This window comes from Acidovorax sp. (assembly GCF_047607405.1).
GTDB lineage: Bacteria > Pseudomonadota > Gammaproteobacteria > Burkholderiales > Burkholderiaceae_C > Acidovorax.
The window spans coordinates 22,309-39,577 of the sequence record NZ_JASGDA010000123.1 but is presented as its reverse complement, the minus strand read 5'-3'; the positions used below and the strand labels follow the sequence as shown (position 1 = coordinate 39,577).

The window sequence follows — 17,269 nt, the reverse complement described above, 5'->3', positions numbered from 1 at the left end:
GGGTCAATCCTCGGCAGCCAGCTCGGCACCGACCAGGGCGAGCGCCAGGCGGCCGTGGTCGTTGTGCAGCACGACCACCTCGCGCAGCTTGGCCGCTGCCAGTTCCACACCGTGGCGATCAGCTTCGGGCAAGGCGTAGATGGCGCCACGGATCAGCAGGAGCTGTTGTTTTTCTTCGTTCATGAGGGTCTCCGGAACATGCGCGCCGTCTTGCGCGCGTAGCGCTCGCGCGCGGTCTTGGGTTGCTGGGTGTTGCCGCCCTGAGCCATGGCGGCCACGCCGCCCGTCACACACAACATCCACAACATGCACATGGCGTCGGGTCCGTCGTCGTGGTCGGCTTCGGGGAAGTGCTTGAACTGGGCGATTAGCGTCGTCTGATCCGGGTGCAGCCGGATCAGGCCGTTGTGCATGTGCGGCTGCAGGGCCTCGATACGCAGTTCCTTGTCTTCGATGGGCGTGAGGGCGCGGGCCGGCACAGGCACGCCGAGTTGCGCGCTGCGCTTGACCAGCTCGGTGCGCAAGAACTCCTGGAACTGCACGCTCTCGAAGCCCCACACGATGCAGCAGTACTCGCGCTGCAGATCGATGGTGTCGCTGATGATGCGGTCGGGCGTGCGCCTGCGGATCAGTGCCTCGACGCAATCGAGAATGCCCGTCTCGCGGTTGTAGCCTCCCACCAGCAACGCGCTTGGGTCGCTCTTCTTGCCGCCCCTCTTGCCCTTCTTTCCCAAGGAAGGATCGGCGGCACCATAGAAGCGCCAGTCCTTCAGCCGGTTGACCCAAAAGTGGATGCTGTTGGCAAACGGGGCATCTTCACCTGCGCTCGGGTTGTTCTGCTGCTCGCTGTCGAAGGCATCGTGGCCTTCGCGTGCCCGCTTGATCATGAGCTTGACCAGGGGGCGCAGAGCGGGCCAGCTCACCGCCGCGCCCTTGTCCATCTCGGCCTTGCGTTCGTTGTAGAACGCCATGGCTCCCGCCTCGCCCCGTTGCGGCGTCTCGGCATTGAGCAGCAGTTCCTCGAACTGCTCCCACAGATCCATGCGATCCGGCCACTTCATGATGGCCCGGAACGTCGCCTTGTTCCACATCGGGTTGCGCAGGAAACGCGACAGCACCGAGTCGTAGGCCAGGATGGTGCCTACGAGGATGGCGTGCATGGAATCGTCGGGTGGCCCCAGGCTCAACACGCTGCGGGTGATGAACTTCTGCTTCTTGTCCCGCTGCTCGGGCGTGGCGACGTTCTCGTCGTTCTCGATGTCGTCCATCACCGCCAGGTCGGGACGGTGCGGGCCATGGCGGCGGCCCCGGATTTTCTTGGTGCTGCCGAAGGCCTCGACCTTGCGGTTGTTGCGCGTCACGATCACGTCGTTGCGCCACACGCGGCCCTGGCCCGCCATCTCGGGGAAGTCGCTGGCGAGGCGCGGGTTGGCGTCCAGCTCGGCCTTGATCGCTTCCAGCATCTCGGCGGCCTGCTCGAACACGTCCATGATGATGACGGGATACCAGAGGCGCTCGGTCACCACGCACCACAGCACGAACGACATGCTGATCTTGGTGGATTTGGCCTCACCGCGGGGCGCGGCAATGGCGTCGCGCTGACCGCTCTCGGAGAGCAGGATTTCCGGCAGGCGCTTGTAGAGGTACTTGTGCAGCTCGCTGGGCTCGGCGGTGCCGTAGTGGGGAAAGTAGTGCCGATCCCAGTACTCGAAGCCCGACACCGGGTCCATGACACACATGCGGCGCGCCACGGTGGCCTCGGGGCTCACGTCCCAGCCGTCGAGGTTGGCATCGATCTGGCGGCGCAGGGTGTCCGCCACCGCAGCCATGTGCTCGGCGAACTCCTTTCTCTTGGCGGTGCTGGCGCGGCCCATGGACTACCTCACGCCCCCTTCGCCAGCTCTTCGCCGAAGGGCTCCAGCATCTCCACCAGCGCGGCCAGGTGCTGCGGGTAGCGCGCCTTGGCGAACGCGGCAAAGCGTTGGATCACGTCGATCTGCACCGACTGGCGATCCAGGTCAGGCGCCAGCCGTTTAAACGCGGCCATCGTCTTGTTGAAGCTGTCGGCCATGCGCGAGAGCGTCTCGGCGCGCTGCAGCGGCCCCATGTCCGTGGCATCGCGCAGCAGGTCCATGGTGGACTGGTGCTGCACCAGGTAGTCTTCCAGCAGCTTCTTGGAGAGCGAGGCGAAGTTCTCGTCGCCCAGCGCTGTGGCGGCGCGCAGGAAATCCCAGTCGTCGCCCTCGGCAAGGGCTTCCTTCTTCCAACGATTGGCTGTGCTGCGCGGTACGCCCAGCTTCTCGCACGCGGTCTCCATCGGCTGGCGCTGGTAGACATACAAGCCCTTGAGCTGGGCGCGCTTCTCTCCTGGATGGGCCATCGCGATCAGTTCCCCAGGCCGGAGCCGCCGCCGCGCATGTACTGCTTGATGCCTTCAATGGCGAGGGCCACGCCGATGGACACGGCCGATCCGCTGAAGGCGCCATAGACGGCAGCGCGCTGCTCGACCTTGCGCAGGCGCGTGTCTAGCGCCTTGTTCTGCGCGGCCATGTTCGCCTCCAGCTTGTTCATGCGCTCGCTCTGTTGCCGCTCCATGCTGTCCATGCGCTGGTCTTGACGGTTGAGGTGCGATGTGATGCCGTCGAGCTTCCCGTCGATCTTGCCGAGCAGCATCAGTTCGTCTTTTTCGAGGGCCATGGGGCGCCTTCTCCTTCGGGTTGTTTGAGGTGGTCGATCAGGGCGCGGTAGCGCTGCCGGTCTTGGGCGCAGCTCTTGGCGTTGGCGGCGTGGTTGTCCCAGGCGTCTTGGAGCGTGAGGCCGGAGTCCTCGGCACAAGCGGCGTCGGCTCCTTCGGGGGCACCAGCAAGGCCGCAGGCACCGGCTGGCGCGTCGGTGGCCGTGAGGGCGCCGTTCCACATGCGGACAGCAGCGAGAGTGAGAGCAGGCCCGCCAGCGCCAGGATCGCCATTCGCAGCCCGCTCGACCGCAGGCCGCGCTTCACTCCCGCAGGCAGCAACAGCAGGAACAGGCCGATAGACCACAAGAGGGACACGGCGGCCCAGCTCGCAGTACTTGGATTCGAGGACGGCATAGCGGTCTTCCTGGTCGAGGTGTTCAGTGAGGTAATTGGCTGCGGCCTGGTCGGCGCGTTCGTTGGCCTGATCCAGTTCGATGCGGGCCTTGTCGGCGGCCTTGGCCTGGCGTGCAGCCCAGGCGTTGTCGGTGGCGGTGCGCCCCCACCAGTAGCCGCCCGCGACAAGCGCAAGGGCCAGCAGCAGTGCGGAGAGCAGTCGAGCGGCCATGCGTCAGCACATCCCGTGCGGGTGCCCTGTGCAGAGCGTGGCGTAGACGTAGGCGAGCAGCCCGGCCGCGCAGACCAGCGCCACGGCTGCGATCACGCCGAGGACTTTGAACGCGCGCTTCATGGCTGCAGCTCCATGCATTTCTTGTGGCGCTCCTGCTGGCGTGTCCACACGCCACGGCAGACCTTGTTGCCGGGCGTCGAGCAGTCGAACTCCCACCGGACGGGAGCGCCCTGCGCGTCACGCTGGCTGATCACCCAGCCCGGCCCTTCCTTGCGGCGGCTGGTGAGCTTGCGATAGTCGAGCAGCGCGTCGCATGCGGGGGCATAGCGGCCGGCGAGCAGTTCGCGGCGCATGCCGGATTTCAGCCAGGCGCCCGAGCCGTACTGATAGACCCAGTCCATGTAGAGGTCGTATTCGCCCTGGTGCAGGGCCACGCCGGGTAGGCTGTCGCGGAACGCCGCTTCTTCGCGGCTGATGTGCGCCTGCGCCTTGATGAGCGCCCGCACGGGCGTGGTGGTATCGCCCATCTTCACGGGCGATCCGTTTTCGTGGAACGTGGAGCCGAATCCCACGGTAGGCCTGTCTCCCTGGGTGGGGATGACGGCGGTGTTCGTGTAGTTCTCATGCACGGCGAGACCCACGAACGCGGCAAAGGAGAGCGACAGCCCCGCGACCAGCATGCGCGGGCTGACAGCGCCGCGCATCCGGCCCTTGCCGTGCGCCGCGCTCAGGCGGCCCTGGTGGCGGATCGTCGCCGCTGCAATGAGGACGAGCAGCGCGAGAACGAAAGACTGGGGAGTGAAAGCCATGCCGCGACTGTCATCGCGGGGGCACAAAAAACTAAGGCCGACATGTGTCGGCCCGAAATCGATTGGAGTGCTTTTTTACGGTAGCACGGCCCGGCTTGCACGGTCAACATGGGCGCGCTCGTGCCACGCTCATGGCATGCCAGGTGTGGCCGCCACTGTCACTGCATGCGCGCAAAAAATTAAGGCCAGCGCATAGCTGGCCTTAATCAATCAGGAAGGGGCCACTGGCGGACGCGGCTGGGCAGACAAAGGGGCCGATTCACGTGGCCCACGCGCCACGATTCGCGCCCCATTGAATCCGTAAAAGTGCATCAACGCCACCTCCCACCACTTGAGTGGATAGAACTTCTGGTGACGGGTTACGGCAATCTCATTCTGACAATGAATCACGAGGGCGGCAAGAGAAGCAGGCTCGTCCGACTCGGCCTTCGCCACCCGCCCCTTGAAGGCAGAAAGTTGCTCTTCGGTCCATTCCACGCCTACCACGTACATATCTGCCAGGATGGACTTGAACTGCGCCTTGAGCTGACCATGCAATCGCGCCCGCTCGGACAGCCCCAACACGAGCGGCAGGATGGACGCCACCGCAGCCAACAACGCGAACCACCTTCCCCAGTCCGACGTCTTGCCCGCGATATCGGCAAACGCGGAGGTGGCCGCAATGGCCGTCACCGCCTGCAGCAGGCGCTCCACTCCACCAAGAAAGCGCTCGCGCTTGCCGTGGTATCTGGCAGACAGCTCGCAGCGATCCAGCAATGCATCCTGCTGATCCCAGAGGTATTTGGCGCGCTCGGGATTCTCGCCGGTGGACATGAAGGCTCCTACTTTTTGGGTGGGGGCGGCGTGACGTTTTCACGCGGTGCGATGGGCTCTACTCTAAACCCACCTCCATTTGGAGGCGATTTCCAGTCCTCCAAGCTGGGGTGGCGGACTGACTCGCGTAGCCGCTCAACACCGGAGTTGCTCTTGCGGCCCGAGTCAGGCGCCTTGCTTCGGTCATTGTCTTTGGTAGCCATTTCATCCCTCCTTCAGTTATGTCATTGGCCGCATCACGCGGCCTTGGGTTTGCGCTTGACTGCAGCCGCAGGCTCAAGATTTCTTCCTGGCTTCAATAGGCAGCAGGCGGAATGCCGTCTCACCGTCATGCAGGCCCCGCAGAAAGTCGTCTGACGGCGACTCGCCTGCCAAGCTGGCCTCTATTGCCTTGATCTCTCGCACAAAGGCGTCCTGCGCCTGTTTAGCGTGCGGGTGGGTCTGCAACAGCGCCTGCACCATGACCTTCACCGCTGCCAGTTCACCCATCAGATAGTCGTCACGGCCTTGCGCCGTCATGGGCTGTGGCGCACGGCCCGTCAGCACGTATTCCACATTGATCTTCAGCTCAGGGCGTTTCGCCGCCAAGGCGTACAGCTCGACCTCGGGGAAGTTTGCGCTCTGCTTGCGGCCAGCCCACGCTCTTGGAGAAAGCCCCAAGTAGCTGGCTACTTCCTTGTCTTGTGTCACTGCCAGTTGCTGCTTGAGCCGCAGCGTGGCTTCTTCAAAGAAATTCATGGGCACCTCTTGACGAGTACGCTAACGTAATTAAAATACGCTTATGTATTTCAAATACCATTGCGTACTTGTAAAGAAAGGAGCCACAACGTGACCCCCATCCAAGCCAAGGCTCAACAGGTCAAGGCGTCTTTCGCCGATCAAGGCATCCCTGTGTCGCAGTGGGCCGACCAGAACGGCTACCGCCGCTCCGACGTGTACCGCGTGCTCAACGGCTTCACCGCCTGCAAGCGCGGCCTGCCTCACGAAATCGCCGTGAAGTTGGGCCTCAAGCCTGCACCCGCCAAGGCCAAGCCTTGAGCCAGCCAATTACTACACATCAATAAGGAATTCTGGCATGAAGAGCGCCCTTCAACCCTTGGTTTTCGACGACACCGTTTTCACGGTGGTGGACCGCGACGGTCAGCCCTGGCTGCGAGCCCCAGAGATTGCCACGGCCCTGGGCTATGCCCGCGAGGATGCCGTCAGCGGCATTTACCGACGTAATGCCGATGAGTTTTCCGCAGAAATGTCCCAGACCGTCAATTTGACGGTCTCGCAAAACGGCGGTCAGTTGCAGCGTGAAACCCGCATCTTCTCCCTGCGCGGTGCCTACCTGCTGGGCATGTTCGCCAGCACGCCCCCGGCCAAGCGCTTCCGCCGCTGGGTGTTGGACGTGTTGGAGGGCAAGGCCCAGGCCCAGGCCCAACCCGCCCGCGCCGCCCAGGCCGCGCCGCAGCAAGGCGACCTGTTTGGTGCCAGCGTGCCGCAGCAGTTGTTTGACGAAGTGGCGCTGCTGCGCCAGTTGCACGCCACGCAAACGCGGTTGGTGCAACTGCTGGAGGAGCAGATCAGAGGCCGCAAGCGCAACAAGCCGCAGCCGCTCACGGTGGACGAGATCAAGCTGGCGCGCAGCTTGAAGGCGCAGGGCGTAAGCCAGTCGGCCATAGCCCGACACATGGGGCGCTCGCAGGCCACCATCAGCTTGATCCTGCGCGACCTGCATTGAGGGGCATGCACCATGTGGCTCAACCCCGCTCAACTCGCAGGCCTCGGTGGCCTACCCACCAGCCAGCAGCGCATTCGCAAGTGGCTGCACAAGCACGCCATTCCCAGCCGCCCCCGGCAGGCCAAGGGCGGTGGGCTGGAATATGACTGTGCCGCGCTGCCCGCCAAGCTGCGTGCTGCCTTGGCTGCGCGCCACATTGCCACGGCGGGCAGTACGGCGCTGGCGCAGATAGACCCCGCGCCGGTCGTGTCCTTCGCCCCGCCCGAGAAGCCGCTGCCCGCGCCCCTGGCCCCCACGCCCGACCCCAAGCGCCGCCCGCCCAGCCTGACCGACAAGGCCACGGCAGACGCCCGCATGGTGTTGGTCAACATGGTGCTCGACCTGGAGCCCCTGCACGGCATCAAGCGCGCCTGCGCCATCGTGGCCTTGCAGCTCGCCACCGGCCAGGCCAGCGCCGACTTGCAAGCCACCGCCCGCAAGGCCAACCAGCGCGCCCGCGCCGACCAGGTGAGCGCCCGCACGCTGGAGCGCTACCTGGGCATCTACCGCGCCGAAGGCTGGTGGGGCCTGTTGCCTGCGCCAGCGCCCGAGCCCTCCCTGCATGACGTGGAGCAGGACGTGGCCGCCGTGCTGGGCCTGTACCACAGCCGCGATGCGCGCTTCCGCAAGCTCTCAGGCGCGGCCAAAGAGGTCACCCGCCAGTTGGGCCGCGACTTCGACACTTGGCGCGCCCTCTACGCCCGCGCCCGCCGCGCCCTCGACAAGCTGGGCAAGAGCCCCGAGGCCAGCACTGCCCTCATCAAGGCCCGCCACGCCCCCGGCGCGCAGCGCGATGCGCAACTGCCCTTTAAATGGCGCGACACCAGCAACCTCGCGGCCAATGACGTGTGGCTGATCGACGGCCACACCATGAAGGCCAAGGTGCGCCACCCCGACCACGGCGCGCCCTTCGCGCCCGAGTTGACGATCTGCATCGACGGCGGCACGCGCTTCCTCACCGGCTGGTCGGTCAACCTGTCGGAGAACGTGCGTGCCGTGGGCGATGCCTTGCGCTATGGCGTGGGCCTGTGGGGGCCACCCGCCATCCTGTACGGCGACAACGGCGCGGGCGAGACGGCAAAGCAGATGGATTGCCCCATCGACGGCTTCTGCGCCCGGCTGGGCATCACGCACAAGACCGGCATCCCCGGCAAGCCGCAGGGCCACGGCATTGTGGAGCGCGTGCACCAGACGCTGGGCATCAACCTGGCCCGCCAGTTCGCCACCTACCAGGGCCGCGACGTGGACGGCCACCAGGTCAGCGTGCGGTACGACATTCACGACCCGAGCTTCGTGCGGGTTTACACGCTGGCGGGCGAGTTCGTGTGCGATGCCCGCTTCGACGCCAGCAGCCGCGCCTTCTTCCCCACGCCCGTTATCGACATGGCGAAGGACAAGCGCGTGCAGGCCGCCATCAAGCGCCGTCAGCAGCAGATCGACACGGCGCTGCGCGAGCTGCGGCCCACGGTCGAGGCCGACGACACCGTTTTTCTGCCGGAGCCCAGCACCCCCTTCGTGGTGGTGCCCTCCGCCCCGGAGGTTTCTCCCTCCCTCCTCCCCAGCTCTTCCTCCGGGGGCGAGGCCGCGCAAGCGGCCTCGGGCAGACCTTTCTTCGACACCTCCAGCGACCGCTACGAGTGGCTCTTGGCCCATCGCAGCGAGTGGAACGCGGATGACGAGACATGGCTGCGCCAGTACGTGGCGAGCAGCGACTACGAGGGCTTGGCCGACTACTACGCGGCGCGGGGCTTGGAGTGGAGTGACGCGGGCGAGAACGCGCCCGGTTTTAAGAGTGCCCTGTGACGGTTGCAGCCGTCACAGAGCGTGCCTGAGTTGATTGATGAGACCCAAACCCATAGCGAAAGGGAATGTAAGGTGAAAAAAGGATTCGTGCAAACCGCCAACTTCCGCCTCCTCAAAGAGGCCGAGAAGATCGTCGCCCGCCGAGGTGCCCGCGAGGCGAGCCTGGTGCTGATCCAGGGCAAGTACGGCATCGGCAAGTCCGAGCTGACCGAGCGCTGGGCCAGCGAGAACGGCCATGTGTTCATCCGCAGCCTGCGCATCTGGACGCCGCGCACCATGCTGGAGGACGTGGCGACGGCCCTGGGCCTGTCGCTGCGCGGCTCGGCAAAGGATGTCGAGAACCGCATCAAGCAGCACCTCACGCAGACGATGCAGACGCTGATCTTCGATGAGGCCGACTACCTGGCCGACATGAAGAGCGCCGCCAAGCTGGAGACCATCCGCGACATCTCCGACACCACCGGCACCATGGTGTTCCTGATCGGCATGGAGAACTTCCCGGCCATCGTGCAGCGCTATGAGCACATCGCCAGCCGCGTGGCCCGCATCGTGCAGTTGCATCCCCTGGGCCTGGCCGACGTGCAGGCCGCGTGCAAGGCCAAGACCGAGGTGGCGCTGACCCCCGCCCTGGTGGAGCAGATCCACCGCGACAGCAAGGGCCGCATGCGCCACGTGCTCAACGCCATCGCCAACATCGAGCTGTGGGCCGAGGCCAATAGCTGGGCCGAGGTGGACGTGGCCCACGTCAAGGGCCGCTCGCTGTGCGTGGACTTCAACGGCCACCTGGCTGCAAACAGGGGTGTGTGATGCCCTGGCAATGGTTTGTTCCCCCCGCGTTGGCGGCACTCGCTCGCAACGTGAAAAGCCCTGCCCAAGTGGTCACCGCCCAGGAGGTGAGCGCCTGGGCCACCGATGCGCAGTTGGACTTTCCGCAGGGCATTGCAGAGCTGGCACTCAATGACTTGCAGCAACGCGGCTTCGTGCGCTCCAAGACGTACCTGCGCAGCACCTGGAAGGCGGACACCAACCGCTGGCACGTCACGCCCCAGGGCATGCACGCGGCCAAGGCCGCGCTGCGGGCCATGCCTGGCGGCCCCACACCCGACATGCAGTCGCTGCCCGTGCGGCTGTGGAACCTGCTGCGCATCCGCCGCCGCCTCACCGCAGCAGAAGCAGCCGAGACGCTGATCGACGCAGGCGACGCGGGTGGCGACTTCGCCGCGCAGACCAAGCGCATCGGCGCGCTGCTGGCGGCCTGGGCAAAGCACGCCCCCAAGGCCGTGGCGGTGGCCCACAAGCGCGAGGCGGGGCGCGTTCGCTACGTGCTGCTGACCGACCTGGGCCGCTGGCCCCCGCCCCAAGGCGCGGGGCAGATGCACCCCACCGACTTCGCCCACGTCAGGGACGTGCCCGCCCGCTACCGCAAAGCTGCCGCCGAATGACGCTGCCCGCCTACATGGAGGAACCATGGTTCGCACTTCTCAAATCACGCACCGAGGGCCAGCAGCGCGTGCAGATCGCCAAGCTGCTGGGCATCAGCCCGGCCACCTTGAGCCAGGTGCTCAACGGCGGGGGCGAGTACGGCAAGGGCAAGGCCAGCACCGCCCACGTGGCCGACAAGGTGCTGCACACCTTTGGCCGCTACGTCTGCCCGCACCTCACCGAGGAGGCCGGGGGCGAGCCGCAGGTGATTACCGCCGAGCAATGCCGCACACGTGCCCACGGCAGCGTGCCCACCACGCCCAGCGCCGCTAGGCATTGGCAGGCATGCCGCCAGTGCCCCCACAAGGCCGCCAGCGCGCCGCCCGTACCGCGCGAGCCCCATCCCCGCCCAAAGAGATCCATCCCCATTCAGGAGACACCGTGAACAGCTTTTTAAAGATCTACATCCAGGGCGGCCCCGTGGGCCTGTCCCACGCGCTGCGCGAAGCGTGGCTCGACCACCGCCTGCGCCGCGTCTGCACCCTCATGGACCGCGAGCGCGCCCTGCACCGCGAGCACATGGCCCAGTTGCGCGCCGAGCTGGACGCGCTGCAGGCACGCCAGATCAGCTCCACCACCCGCGCCACCAGCTTCTGGAAGGGCCTGTCGTCATGAGCGCCGCAGTAGCCACCACCACGGCCACCGCTGCTGCTGCGGCACCCGACTACCAGCGCCCGCCGCTGCGCTGGATCACGCGCCGCGCCCGCTGCCTGCAGAACGGCTTCGGCATCGCTCGCCGCGAGGCCCTGCGTTTCGCCGTCATCGACTACGCCTGGTTCCAGGGCGCACGCGGCCTCACCGTCGCCCAAGGGGGGCGCAGCCATGGCTAAAGGCATCACACTTTCCTGCGGCCACATCTGGCGCGGCATCGCACGCGCGGGCGGCTGGTGGAGCCTGCTGCGCGTGGCGCGCGAGTGGGACGGCGTCTTCGGCCTGGCAGAGATCGAGGAGCACCTGACCACCCTGGCGCGCGGCGGCTTCCTGGAAGCAACCCAGCACCAGCGCGAGGGCACCGTGTACGCCTACACCACCCGCTGCCACGTGCTGCCCGGCGATGGCCTGGTGCCTGTCACCCCCAGCCCGTCCCAGGCGGCGCCCGCGCCGATGGTCCAGGCCGCGCCAGCGCCTGTGGTGCAAGCGCCGCAGCGCGACGTGATGCGCACCTTCTACACGCCGCCCAAGCCCACCTACCGCCCCGGCGCGCTGGACTACGAGCGCCACCCCAGCCTGCACATGGGCCAGCGCCGCGACTACAGGAGCGAGGCCGCATCCACCGCACCGCAGGGTGCGCCCATTCACTGATTCGCCAACACCAACAAGAAGGAATTCACCATGGCAACCAAGAAGCTCAAAGCCAAAGCCTTTATTTACGCGCCCCAGTCCAAGGCCGACTGCCAGGCAGACATCAAGAAGCTGGGCGACCTGCAGCGCGATTTCATGCGCGTGCAGGCCGACATGAACGATGAGATCGCGCGCATCACCAAGGCGGCCACGCCCAAGCTGGAGTCCATCCAAGAGCGCATAGACACGCTCCAGGCTGGCATTCAGACCTGGTGCGAGGCCAACCGCAAAGACTTGTGCGGCAGCGGCAAGACGGCCAACCTGATCACCGGCGAAGTGCAGTGGCGCCTGCGCCCCCCGAGCATCGGCGTGCGCGGTGCCGAGACGGTGATCGAGACGCTCAAGCGCATGGGCCTGGAGCGCTTCGTGCGCGTCAAGGAAGAGCCCAACAAAGAGGCCATGTTGAACGAGCCCGACGCGGTACGCGGCATCGCGGGCATCACCATCAATTCGGGCGTCGAGGACTTCACGATCACGCCCTTCGCCATCGAGGCCCAGCAGTGAGCCGCAGCAGCCCCCTGCAGCGCGCGCAAGAGCGTATGGGCTACCTGTACCACACCCAGCGCGACGGCTGCGGCAACTGCGTCCAGGCCCGGAGCGTGGAGCCCAGCGGTGCCCTCAACGACCGCCACCGCTTGCGCTGCATCCCCGGGGGCTTCGGCACCACTGCTTTCTCCATCTGCAACCAGCACCAACGCAAGGATTCCCATGCCCACCAAGCCCACACCTGAAATGCACCGCAAGGCCACCATCGCCGAGGTCGCCAACTCCGTTCTCAGCAGCGATGCGGCCAACACCCTGAAAGCGGCCCAGGTTCACGGAGCCCTGGACATCGCGCTGCGCACCGTCATCGGCCTCAACTGCCTGGGCGGCCACACGCTGGACATCGACCAGGGGAACGGTCACGTCCTGCACTGCAGCCTCAAGCGGGTTGTCGGCCCCACCGACGTTTAAAGGAGCACCACCCATGCCCAAAGCAAAGCCTAAGGCGTCCAAGCCCATGAAGCTCCAGGCCAACACGGCCGGGGCCTGGAAGGACGTCATCACCTTTGACGGTGCCGAGGACCATGTGACCGACGAAGTCATGAACAACGTCCACTTCCTCGGAATCCATGACAGCGGCAACGCTTCGTTCCGCATCATCGCCATTGACCCGCTGATCGGTGTGCTCGCGCGCTGGACGCGCGCCGAGGGCTGGAAAAAGGAGCAGCGCCGTGCACAACGTTGAAATGCTCTCCGCAGCCCTGTGGCTGCTCGGCGCCATCCTGCTCGCCACCAAGAGCCGCTACGCGGGCCTGGCCTTCGTGGCTTGGTTCGTCAGCAACATCGGCTGGCTGATCTTCGGCGCCCGCAACGACCACTGGTTCTTCTTCGCCCAGCAGATCGGCTTCACCGTCACCTCGCTGCTCGGTATCTGGAACTGGCTAGTGCACCCCGCGCTGCGCGAGGCCGAAGCCGAGGCTGAAGGCGCCCGAGAGCAGCGCGCCCGCGCCGTCATCGTGCACCACCTCGACCGTGACTTCGTCGCATTGACGATGGGCAGCCACATCCTGCACACCACGGCCCCCGTCACCTACATGGCCCTGGAGCGAATCTACGTGGCAGGCGAGGAAGAGGGCCGCGCGCTGGAGCGCGAGCGCGCAGGAGTGCGGCCATGAAGAAAGTCAGTTTCGGGGCTTCCATCCGCTCTGGTGCATACACCGTCATCGTGACAGGTTGGCAACTGCGTTGCGGCGCGGTCGTGCACCGCGCAGTCTTTGCCAGTGGGCCAAAGGGCCGCTGGCCCGCGCAATATGACGATTGCTGGTCGGTGTCCGATCCGGTCAGCGGCTGCGCCATCGTCCTGCAGAAATGGTCGATGGCAGATGCGGTGGCGAAATACCGCCACCTGCGGGCTGCGTATGGTGCGCGCTTTGCAGAGGTGCTTGCTCTCAAGCGCCAGGAAGTGGCGCGCAAATTCAGAGCGGGGGCAGCAGCATGAACCGCGATGACGCCCTTAAGAAGATCAAGAAGTGCTTGGCCTTGAGCCGCAGCGCCAGTGAGCACGAAGCCGCCGCAGCACTGCGCCAGGCCCAGGCCCTGATGCGCGAGCACGGCCTGCGCGAGCAGGACGTGTCCCTGGCCGACGTGAATGAAGTCATGGTGAAGGCGACTACCACCGCCGCCAACGCCTGGGAACTGCGCTTGGTCGGCATGATCGCCGAAGCCTTCGGCTGCGAGACCTTCGGTCAACTGGAGGGCCGCTATAACGACGCGGGCAACTTCGTGCGTTCGCGCCATTGGGTGTTCGTGGGCATGCACGCCGCTCCCACCGTGGCGGGTTATGCCTGCGAAGTGCTGCTGCGCCAGTGCGCCAAGGCACGGCTGGCCCACATCGCCAAGCAGCCCAAGAACTGCAAGCCCATCACCAAGACGGCGCGTGGCGATGCTTTCGCCATGGGCTGGGTGCAGGGCGCAGAGCTGCTCGTGGATCGCTTTCATCGTGGCGTGGGCGGCATTCCCGCGCAAGGACTGCTCACATGATCCACCTTGTCTCCATCTCAGGCGGCAAGGACAGCACCGCCACCTTGATCCTCGCACTAGAGCAGCACGGCCACGACAACGTGCGCGCCGTGTTCGCCGACACGGGCAATGAGCACGAAGCCACCTACGAATACGCCCTGGGCTATCTGCCCCAGGAGCTGGGCATCGAGGTTGCCGTGGTGCGCGCCGACTTCACCCGCGAATTCGAGGTCAAGCGTGCCAACCTGGCACGCATCGCTGCGGGCGAGCCGGAGTCCGCCGTGTATGGCGGCCGCCAGTTCGACTACCCCTGGACGCCCGAGGCCGCCGCGCGTGCGTTGGAGCTGCTGCACCCCACTGGCGTGCCCTTCTTGGACCTGTGCCTGCTGCGCGGCGGCTTTCCCAGCCGCAAGCGCCAGTACTGCACCGAATACCTCAAGACGATTCCGCTGACCGAGCACGCCATGGGCTTCATCGACCAGGGGCATGCGGTCTGGAGCTGGCAGGGCGTGCGCATTCAGGAGAGCGATGCCCGCCGCACGCGCCTGCAAGGCACGGGCGCATGCGTGCGATCATTCGAGGTGGTGGGCGGCGGGCTGTTCATCTACCGGCCGATCCTGCGCTGGCTGGTGCAGGACGTTTTCAAGGCCCATGAGCTGGCGGGGGTCAAGCCCAATCCGCTCTACCTGCAAGACATGGAGCGCGTCGGCTGCATGCCTTGCGTCAACTGCTCGAAGCTGGAGCTGCGCGCCATTGCCAAACGCTTCCCGCACCACATCGAGCGCGTGGCGGAGATGGAGCGCCTGGTGTCCATGGTGTGCCGCCCTGGGTCGCCCGTGAGCTTCTTCCACCGGGGCACGCAAGGGCACAGCGGGCAGGTCAGCACCATCCACGGCGTGGTCGAGTGGTCCATGACCTCGCGCGGTGGTCGCCAGTTCGACCTGCTGGCAGCGTCCGAAGAGCCCGCCGCGTGTTCGTCTTCCTTCGGCCTTTGCGAGTGAGGTGGTGATGCCTTTCTACCGCCTCAAGACCGGCATCGTCCACGTCAAGGGCACTCGCCTGCCCGCGCCCTGCTGCGTTCGCTTCTGCTGGCCGAGCAGCGGCAAGGAACAGGTCTGCATGGCCCCCAGCGCCTACCTGTGCGACGGCCCCAACAACGCCAACCGCAGCGGCACCTGCGACGCGCCGCTGTGCGAGGTCCATGCCCGTCAGATCGGCCCCAACCGGCACCTGTGCCCCGCGTGCCACCTGTCCCACAGCGCCGCCGAGCGGCAGCGCAGCCTGTTCACTTCCATCGTTTAAAGGCCCCGAGCCATGACAACCACCACCCGCCGATTCACAGCGCACACCAACGAGGACAACGTCCAGGCCCAGCGCAAGCGCGAGCTGGGCCACATCCACCAGGGCAAGACGCTCCTCGGCTGGAGCGATGACGACTACCGCTTTCACCTGCGCAACCTCACCGGCAAGAGCAGCTCATCCGAGCTGGACGCCGCGGGCCGCCGCAAGGTGCTGGCCCACATGGCAACTCTCGGCTACGCCCCGAAGGCTGCCAAGTTCCAACCCTTCGACCAAGCCGCAAAGATCAAGTGGCTTTGGCGCAAGGTAGGCGAGCACGGCGGTCTGCGCGACCCCAGCCCCGCCGCGCTGCTCGCATTCGTCGGCCGCACCACCGGCACCGGCGTGGCCGACGTGAAATTCCTGCCCACGCTCGAAGCCTCCAAGGTGATCGAAGCCCTCAAGGCCATGCTGGATCGGGCGAAGCGGGCGCAGGCCGCAGGAGGTGCACACCATGGCTGATCTGCTCACTCCTGCGGAGGTGGGCGTGATCCGCGCTCTGATCGAACTTGCCCGCGTCACGTTCCGCGCCTTTGACGATTCCGAGGAATTCGAGGGCGATGATGGCCGCTGCCACAGCATCAGCAGCCAGGACTTCGATGACGTCGAGAAGGCCATCGACGTTCTGGACGAACTGCCCGATGACAAGCCCGGCTACGCGCCGGCACCTTATGGAAAGGCTCAATGGGCGCTGCGCAGGCTGCTCATATCGGCCGACCTGCCATCGGAGCCATTGGTTCGCTACTGCCCAGGCTGCGGCAGCGTGGGCGTGGTCGAAAGCAAATACCGCGACTGCTGCCCCGATGGCGGCGAGGCTCGCATGATCCCGCAGCCCTTGGCTGAGAAGTGCCAGGACACATTCCAGATCGCCATTGGAAACCTGGGAGCCACCCAAGCCGAGATCGCCGGCCTTGAGGCCGCCAACCTCCACCTGTCAGCCATGATCGATGAGCTGCGCGAGCTGCTCCAAGACGCCAAGCGCACCATGACGGAACTGCACCAGGCCGCCATTCCCGACGAGTCCACCGAAGGTGTCCCAGCCATCATCCCGCCCGAGGCGTTCCGCAAGTTCGTGGACGCCCACGCGATGCTGTGCTTCTGCATGCACCAGCGCGGACACAACCCTCCGAAGGACGGGCCGCAACGTGGCTGATCTGACCTACGAGGAGCGCAAGTGGCTGCGCGGCCTAGCCATAGACGCCCGCGATGCCTGCAACCGCCACTACGGCCCCTTCGTGGATGCCGTGGCGCACCCGCTCAACATCCTCGCGCTACTGGATATGGCGGCCCGCTCGGCCACCAGCGAAGTCTTGGCTGCCGCCGTGCGCCATGCGCTGGCCGAGCTGTCCCAGGTGAACGAGCACCACGAATCCCTGCCCGCCGAAGCCGCATCGGCCCTAACCAATGCCATCAAGGCGCTGCAACGCGCCCTTGTTTAAATCCACATGAGCGACCTAGCTGACGTACTCGAAATCGATCTGCTGCCCGAGCGGCTGCGGGGCTTCGAGCGCATCATCGGGCTCGCTGCCACGCTCGATTTCGTGCGTGCCTACGGCGGCCTGCGTATCTTCATTCCTACCCCGGCCCGGGCGCGGCCGGATCACCCCTTTGCCAAGGTCATCGGCTACGACAACCTGCTCGCGCTGGCTGAGGTCTATGGCGCCGAGGAGCACTTCCTTCTGCCCAAGGCTGAGCAGGCCATCCTGGCCGTGCGAAATGCCCGCATCGCCCGCGCCTACGCCACTCACAAGACCGCCCGTGAACTGGCGGCCGAATATGGTCTGACCGAGCGCCAGATCGAGCGCATCGTGGCCGCTGCGGGTGTCACGGCGCCTGTGGATAGAAGGCAGGCGATGTTGTTCTAAAGAACTTCTAAAGGGTTTTAAAGGCGTCCGACCTTGGCGAGGTTGGACGTTGTGGATAACCGTAGCGCTCTACGCACTAACCATTTGATTTCATTGAAATATTTAAGGTCGGACGTGCCTTTTTTGTCCAACCTCTAAACGTCCGACCTCGCCTCAAGGGTAAGCCGGTCTATAGGTGTTCTAAAGAAGCCTCGCTGTGCAGGTAGCGAATCCGGGCCCACCCCAATGAAAAGCCGGGCTACAAGG

At 65.7% G+C, this 17,269-nt stretch carries 30 protein-coding genes; 22 read left to right on the top strand and 8 right to left on the bottom strand.

Annotated features, from left to right (window positions below):
* Positions 1–3: 3 nt before the first annotated feature.
* The 8 genes from QM569_RS14890 to QM569_RS14855 all read right to left on the bottom strand — a co-directional run bounded on the left by QM569_RS14890 (position 4) and on the right by QM569_RS14855 (position 5,665).
* Positions 4–183 (bottom strand): hypothetical protein, encoded by a 180-nt coding sequence (locus tag QM569_RS14890; RefSeq protein WP_414988021.1) that lies wholly within the window; start codon positions 181–183, stop codon positions 4–6.
* Positions 180–1,874 (bottom strand): phage terminase large subunit, encoded by a 1,695-nt coding sequence (terL, locus tag QM569_RS14885; protein ID WP_414988020.1) that lies wholly within the window; start codon positions 1,872–1,874, stop codon positions 180–182. Before terL ends, QM569_RS14890 begins: the two co-directional genes overlap by 4 nt.
* A gap of 8 nt (positions 1,875–1,882) precedes the next feature.
* Entirely contained in the window at positions 1,883–2,380 is a 498-nt protein-coding gene (locus tag QM569_RS14880; RefSeq protein ID WP_414988019.1) for a DUF1804 family protein, read from the bottom strand.
* A gap of 5 nt (positions 2,381–2,385) precedes the next feature.
* Positions 2,386–2,697 (bottom strand): hypothetical protein, encoded by a 312-nt coding sequence (locus QM569_RS14875; protein WP_414988018.1) that lies wholly within the window; start codon positions 2,695–2,697, stop codon positions 2,386–2,388.
* A complete protein-coding gene (locus QM569_RS14870) occupies positions 2,673–3,302 on the bottom strand; it encodes a hypothetical protein (protein WP_414988017.1) in 630 nt (209 codons plus the stop codon). Before QM569_RS14870 ends, QM569_RS14875 begins: the two co-directional genes overlap by 25 nt.
* Before the next feature lie 119 nt (positions 3,303–3,421).
* Complete coding sequence (locus tag QM569_RS14865; RefSeq protein WP_414988016.1) at positions 3,422–4,114, bottom strand: glycoside hydrolase family protein; 693 nt, start codon at positions 4,112–4,114, stop codon at positions 3,422–3,424.
* A gap of 210 nt (positions 4,115–4,324) precedes the next feature.
* Positions 4,325–4,927, bottom strand: coding sequence for a hypothetical protein (locus tag QM569_RS14860; RefSeq protein ID WP_414988015.1), 603 nt, complete (start codon positions 4,925–4,927; stop codon positions 4,325–4,327).
* Positions 4,928–5,203: 276 nt separating this feature from the next.
* Entirely contained in the window at positions 5,204–5,665 is a 462-nt protein-coding gene (locus QM569_RS14855; protein ID WP_414988014.1) for a hypothetical protein, read from the bottom strand.
* A gap of 90 nt (positions 5,666–5,755) precedes the next feature.
* Here QM569_RS14855 and QM569_RS14850 point away from each other — a divergent pair, with 90 nt between their 5' ends.
* The 22 genes from QM569_RS14850 to QM569_RS14745 all read left to right on the top strand — a co-directional run bounded on the left by QM569_RS14850 (position 5,756) and on the right by QM569_RS14745 (position 17,023).
* A complete protein-coding gene (locus tag QM569_RS14850) occupies positions 5,756–5,965 on the top strand; it encodes a DNA-binding protein (RefSeq protein WP_414988013.1) in 210 nt (69 codons plus the stop codon).
* A gap of 37 nt (positions 5,966–6,002) precedes the next feature.
* Positions 6,003–6,653 (top strand): BRO family protein, encoded by a 651-nt coding sequence (locus QM569_RS14845; RefSeq protein ID WP_414988012.1) that lies wholly within the window; start codon positions 6,003–6,005, stop codon positions 6,651–6,653.
* A gap of 12 nt (positions 6,654–6,665) precedes the next feature.
* Entirely contained in the window at positions 6,666–8,495 is a 1,830-nt protein-coding gene (locus QM569_RS14840) for a transposase (protein WP_414988011.1), read from the top strand.
* Positions 8,496–8,582: 87 nt separating this feature from the next.
* Positions 8,583–9,302 (top strand): AAA family ATPase, encoded by a 720-nt coding sequence (locus tag QM569_RS14835; protein ID WP_414988010.1) that lies wholly within the window; start codon positions 8,583–8,585, stop codon positions 9,300–9,302.
* A 50-nt stretch (positions 9,303–9,352) separates the two neighbouring features.
* A complete protein-coding gene (locus QM569_RS14830) occupies positions 9,353–9,937 on the top strand; it encodes a hypothetical protein (RefSeq protein ID WP_414988009.1) in 585 nt (194 codons plus the stop codon).
* Entirely contained in the window at positions 9,934–10,362 is a 429-nt protein-coding gene (locus QM569_RS14825; protein WP_414988008.1) for a hypothetical protein, read from the top strand. The genes QM569_RS14830 and QM569_RS14825 overlap by 4 nt, the downstream gene beginning before the upstream one ends.
* On the top strand, positions 10,359–10,592 hold the full coding sequence (locus tag QM569_RS14820) for a hypothetical protein (protein ID WP_414988007.1): 234 nt from the start codon (positions 10,359–10,361) through the stop codon (positions 10,590–10,592). The genes QM569_RS14825 and QM569_RS14820 overlap by 4 nt, the downstream gene beginning before the upstream one ends.
* Entirely contained in the window at positions 10,589–10,807 is a 219-nt protein-coding gene (locus tag QM569_RS14815; RefSeq protein WP_414988006.1) for a hypothetical protein, read from the top strand. Before QM569_RS14820 ends, QM569_RS14815 begins: the two co-directional genes overlap by 4 nt.
* Positions 10,800–11,279 (top strand): hypothetical protein, encoded by a 480-nt coding sequence (locus QM569_RS14810; protein ID WP_414988005.1) that lies wholly within the window; start codon positions 10,800–10,802, stop codon positions 11,277–11,279. Before QM569_RS14815 ends, QM569_RS14810 begins: the two co-directional genes overlap by 8 nt.
* Before the next feature lie 30 nt (positions 11,280–11,309).
* Positions 11,310–11,822, top strand: coding sequence for a host-nuclease inhibitor Gam family protein (locus tag QM569_RS14805; protein WP_414988004.1), 513 nt, complete (start codon positions 11,310–11,312; stop codon positions 11,820–11,822).
* The gene (locus QM569_RS14800; RefSeq protein WP_414988003.1) at positions 11,819–12,049 is read left to right on the top strand and encodes a hypothetical protein; all 231 of its coding nucleotides are present in this window, start codon (positions 11,819–11,821) and stop codon (positions 12,047–12,049) included. Before QM569_RS14805 ends, QM569_RS14800 begins: the two co-directional genes overlap by 4 nt.
* A complete protein-coding gene (locus QM569_RS14795; RefSeq protein ID WP_414988002.1) occupies positions 12,027–12,272 on the top strand; it encodes a hypothetical protein in 246 nt (81 codons plus the stop codon). The genes QM569_RS14800 and QM569_RS14795 overlap by 23 nt, the downstream gene beginning before the upstream one ends.
* A gap of 13 nt (positions 12,273–12,285) precedes the next feature.
* Entirely contained in the window at positions 12,286–12,546 is a 261-nt protein-coding gene (locus tag QM569_RS14790; RefSeq protein WP_414988001.1) for a hypothetical protein, read from the top strand.
* The gene (locus QM569_RS14785; RefSeq protein WP_414988000.1) at positions 12,533–12,976 is read left to right on the top strand and encodes a hypothetical protein; all 444 of its coding nucleotides are present in this window, start codon (positions 12,533–12,535) and stop codon (positions 12,974–12,976) included. The genes QM569_RS14790 and QM569_RS14785 overlap by 14 nt, the downstream gene beginning before the upstream one ends.
* The gene (locus tag QM569_RS14780; RefSeq protein WP_414987999.1) at positions 12,973–13,299 is read left to right on the top strand and encodes a hypothetical protein; all 327 of its coding nucleotides are present in this window, start codon (positions 12,973–12,975) and stop codon (positions 13,297–13,299) included. Before QM569_RS14785 ends, QM569_RS14780 begins: the two co-directional genes overlap by 4 nt.
* Positions 13,296–13,841, top strand: coding sequence for a DUF2786 domain-containing protein (locus QM569_RS14775; protein ID WP_414987998.1), 546 nt, complete (start codon positions 13,296–13,298; stop codon positions 13,839–13,841). The genes QM569_RS14780 and QM569_RS14775 overlap by 4 nt, the downstream gene beginning before the upstream one ends.
* Positions 13,838–14,821, top strand: a complete 984-nt coding sequence (locus QM569_RS14770) for a phosphoadenosine phosphosulfate reductase family protein (protein ID WP_414987997.1) — start codon at positions 13,838–13,840, stop codon at positions 14,819–14,821. The genes QM569_RS14775 and QM569_RS14770 overlap by 4 nt, the downstream gene beginning before the upstream one ends.
* 7 nt (positions 14,822–14,828) lie before the next feature.
* Positions 14,829–15,122, top strand: a complete 294-nt coding sequence (locus QM569_RS14765) for a hypothetical protein (RefSeq protein WP_414987996.1) — start codon at positions 14,829–14,831, stop codon at positions 15,120–15,122.
* A 12-nt stretch (positions 15,123–15,134) separates the two neighbouring features.
* The gene (locus QM569_RS14760; RefSeq protein WP_414987995.1) at positions 15,135–15,620 is read left to right on the top strand and encodes a phage protein GemA/Gp16 family protein; all 486 of its coding nucleotides are present in this window, start codon (positions 15,135–15,137) and stop codon (positions 15,618–15,620) included.
* A complete protein-coding gene (locus QM569_RS14755; protein WP_414987994.1) occupies positions 15,613–16,311 on the top strand; it encodes a hypothetical protein in 699 nt (232 codons plus the stop codon). Before QM569_RS14760 ends, QM569_RS14755 begins: the two co-directional genes overlap by 8 nt.
* Positions 16,304–16,597, top strand: coding sequence for a hypothetical protein (locus tag QM569_RS14750; protein ID WP_414987993.1), 294 nt, complete (start codon positions 16,304–16,306; stop codon positions 16,595–16,597). Before QM569_RS14755 ends, QM569_RS14750 begins: the two co-directional genes overlap by 8 nt.
* A 6-nt stretch (positions 16,598–16,603) precedes the next feature.
* The gene (locus tag QM569_RS14745; RefSeq protein ID WP_414987992.1) at positions 16,604–17,023 is read left to right on the top strand and encodes a Mor transcription activator family protein; all 420 of its coding nucleotides are present in this window, start codon (positions 16,604–16,606) and stop codon (positions 17,021–17,023) included.
* Positions 17,024–17,269: the final 246 nt, after the last annotated feature.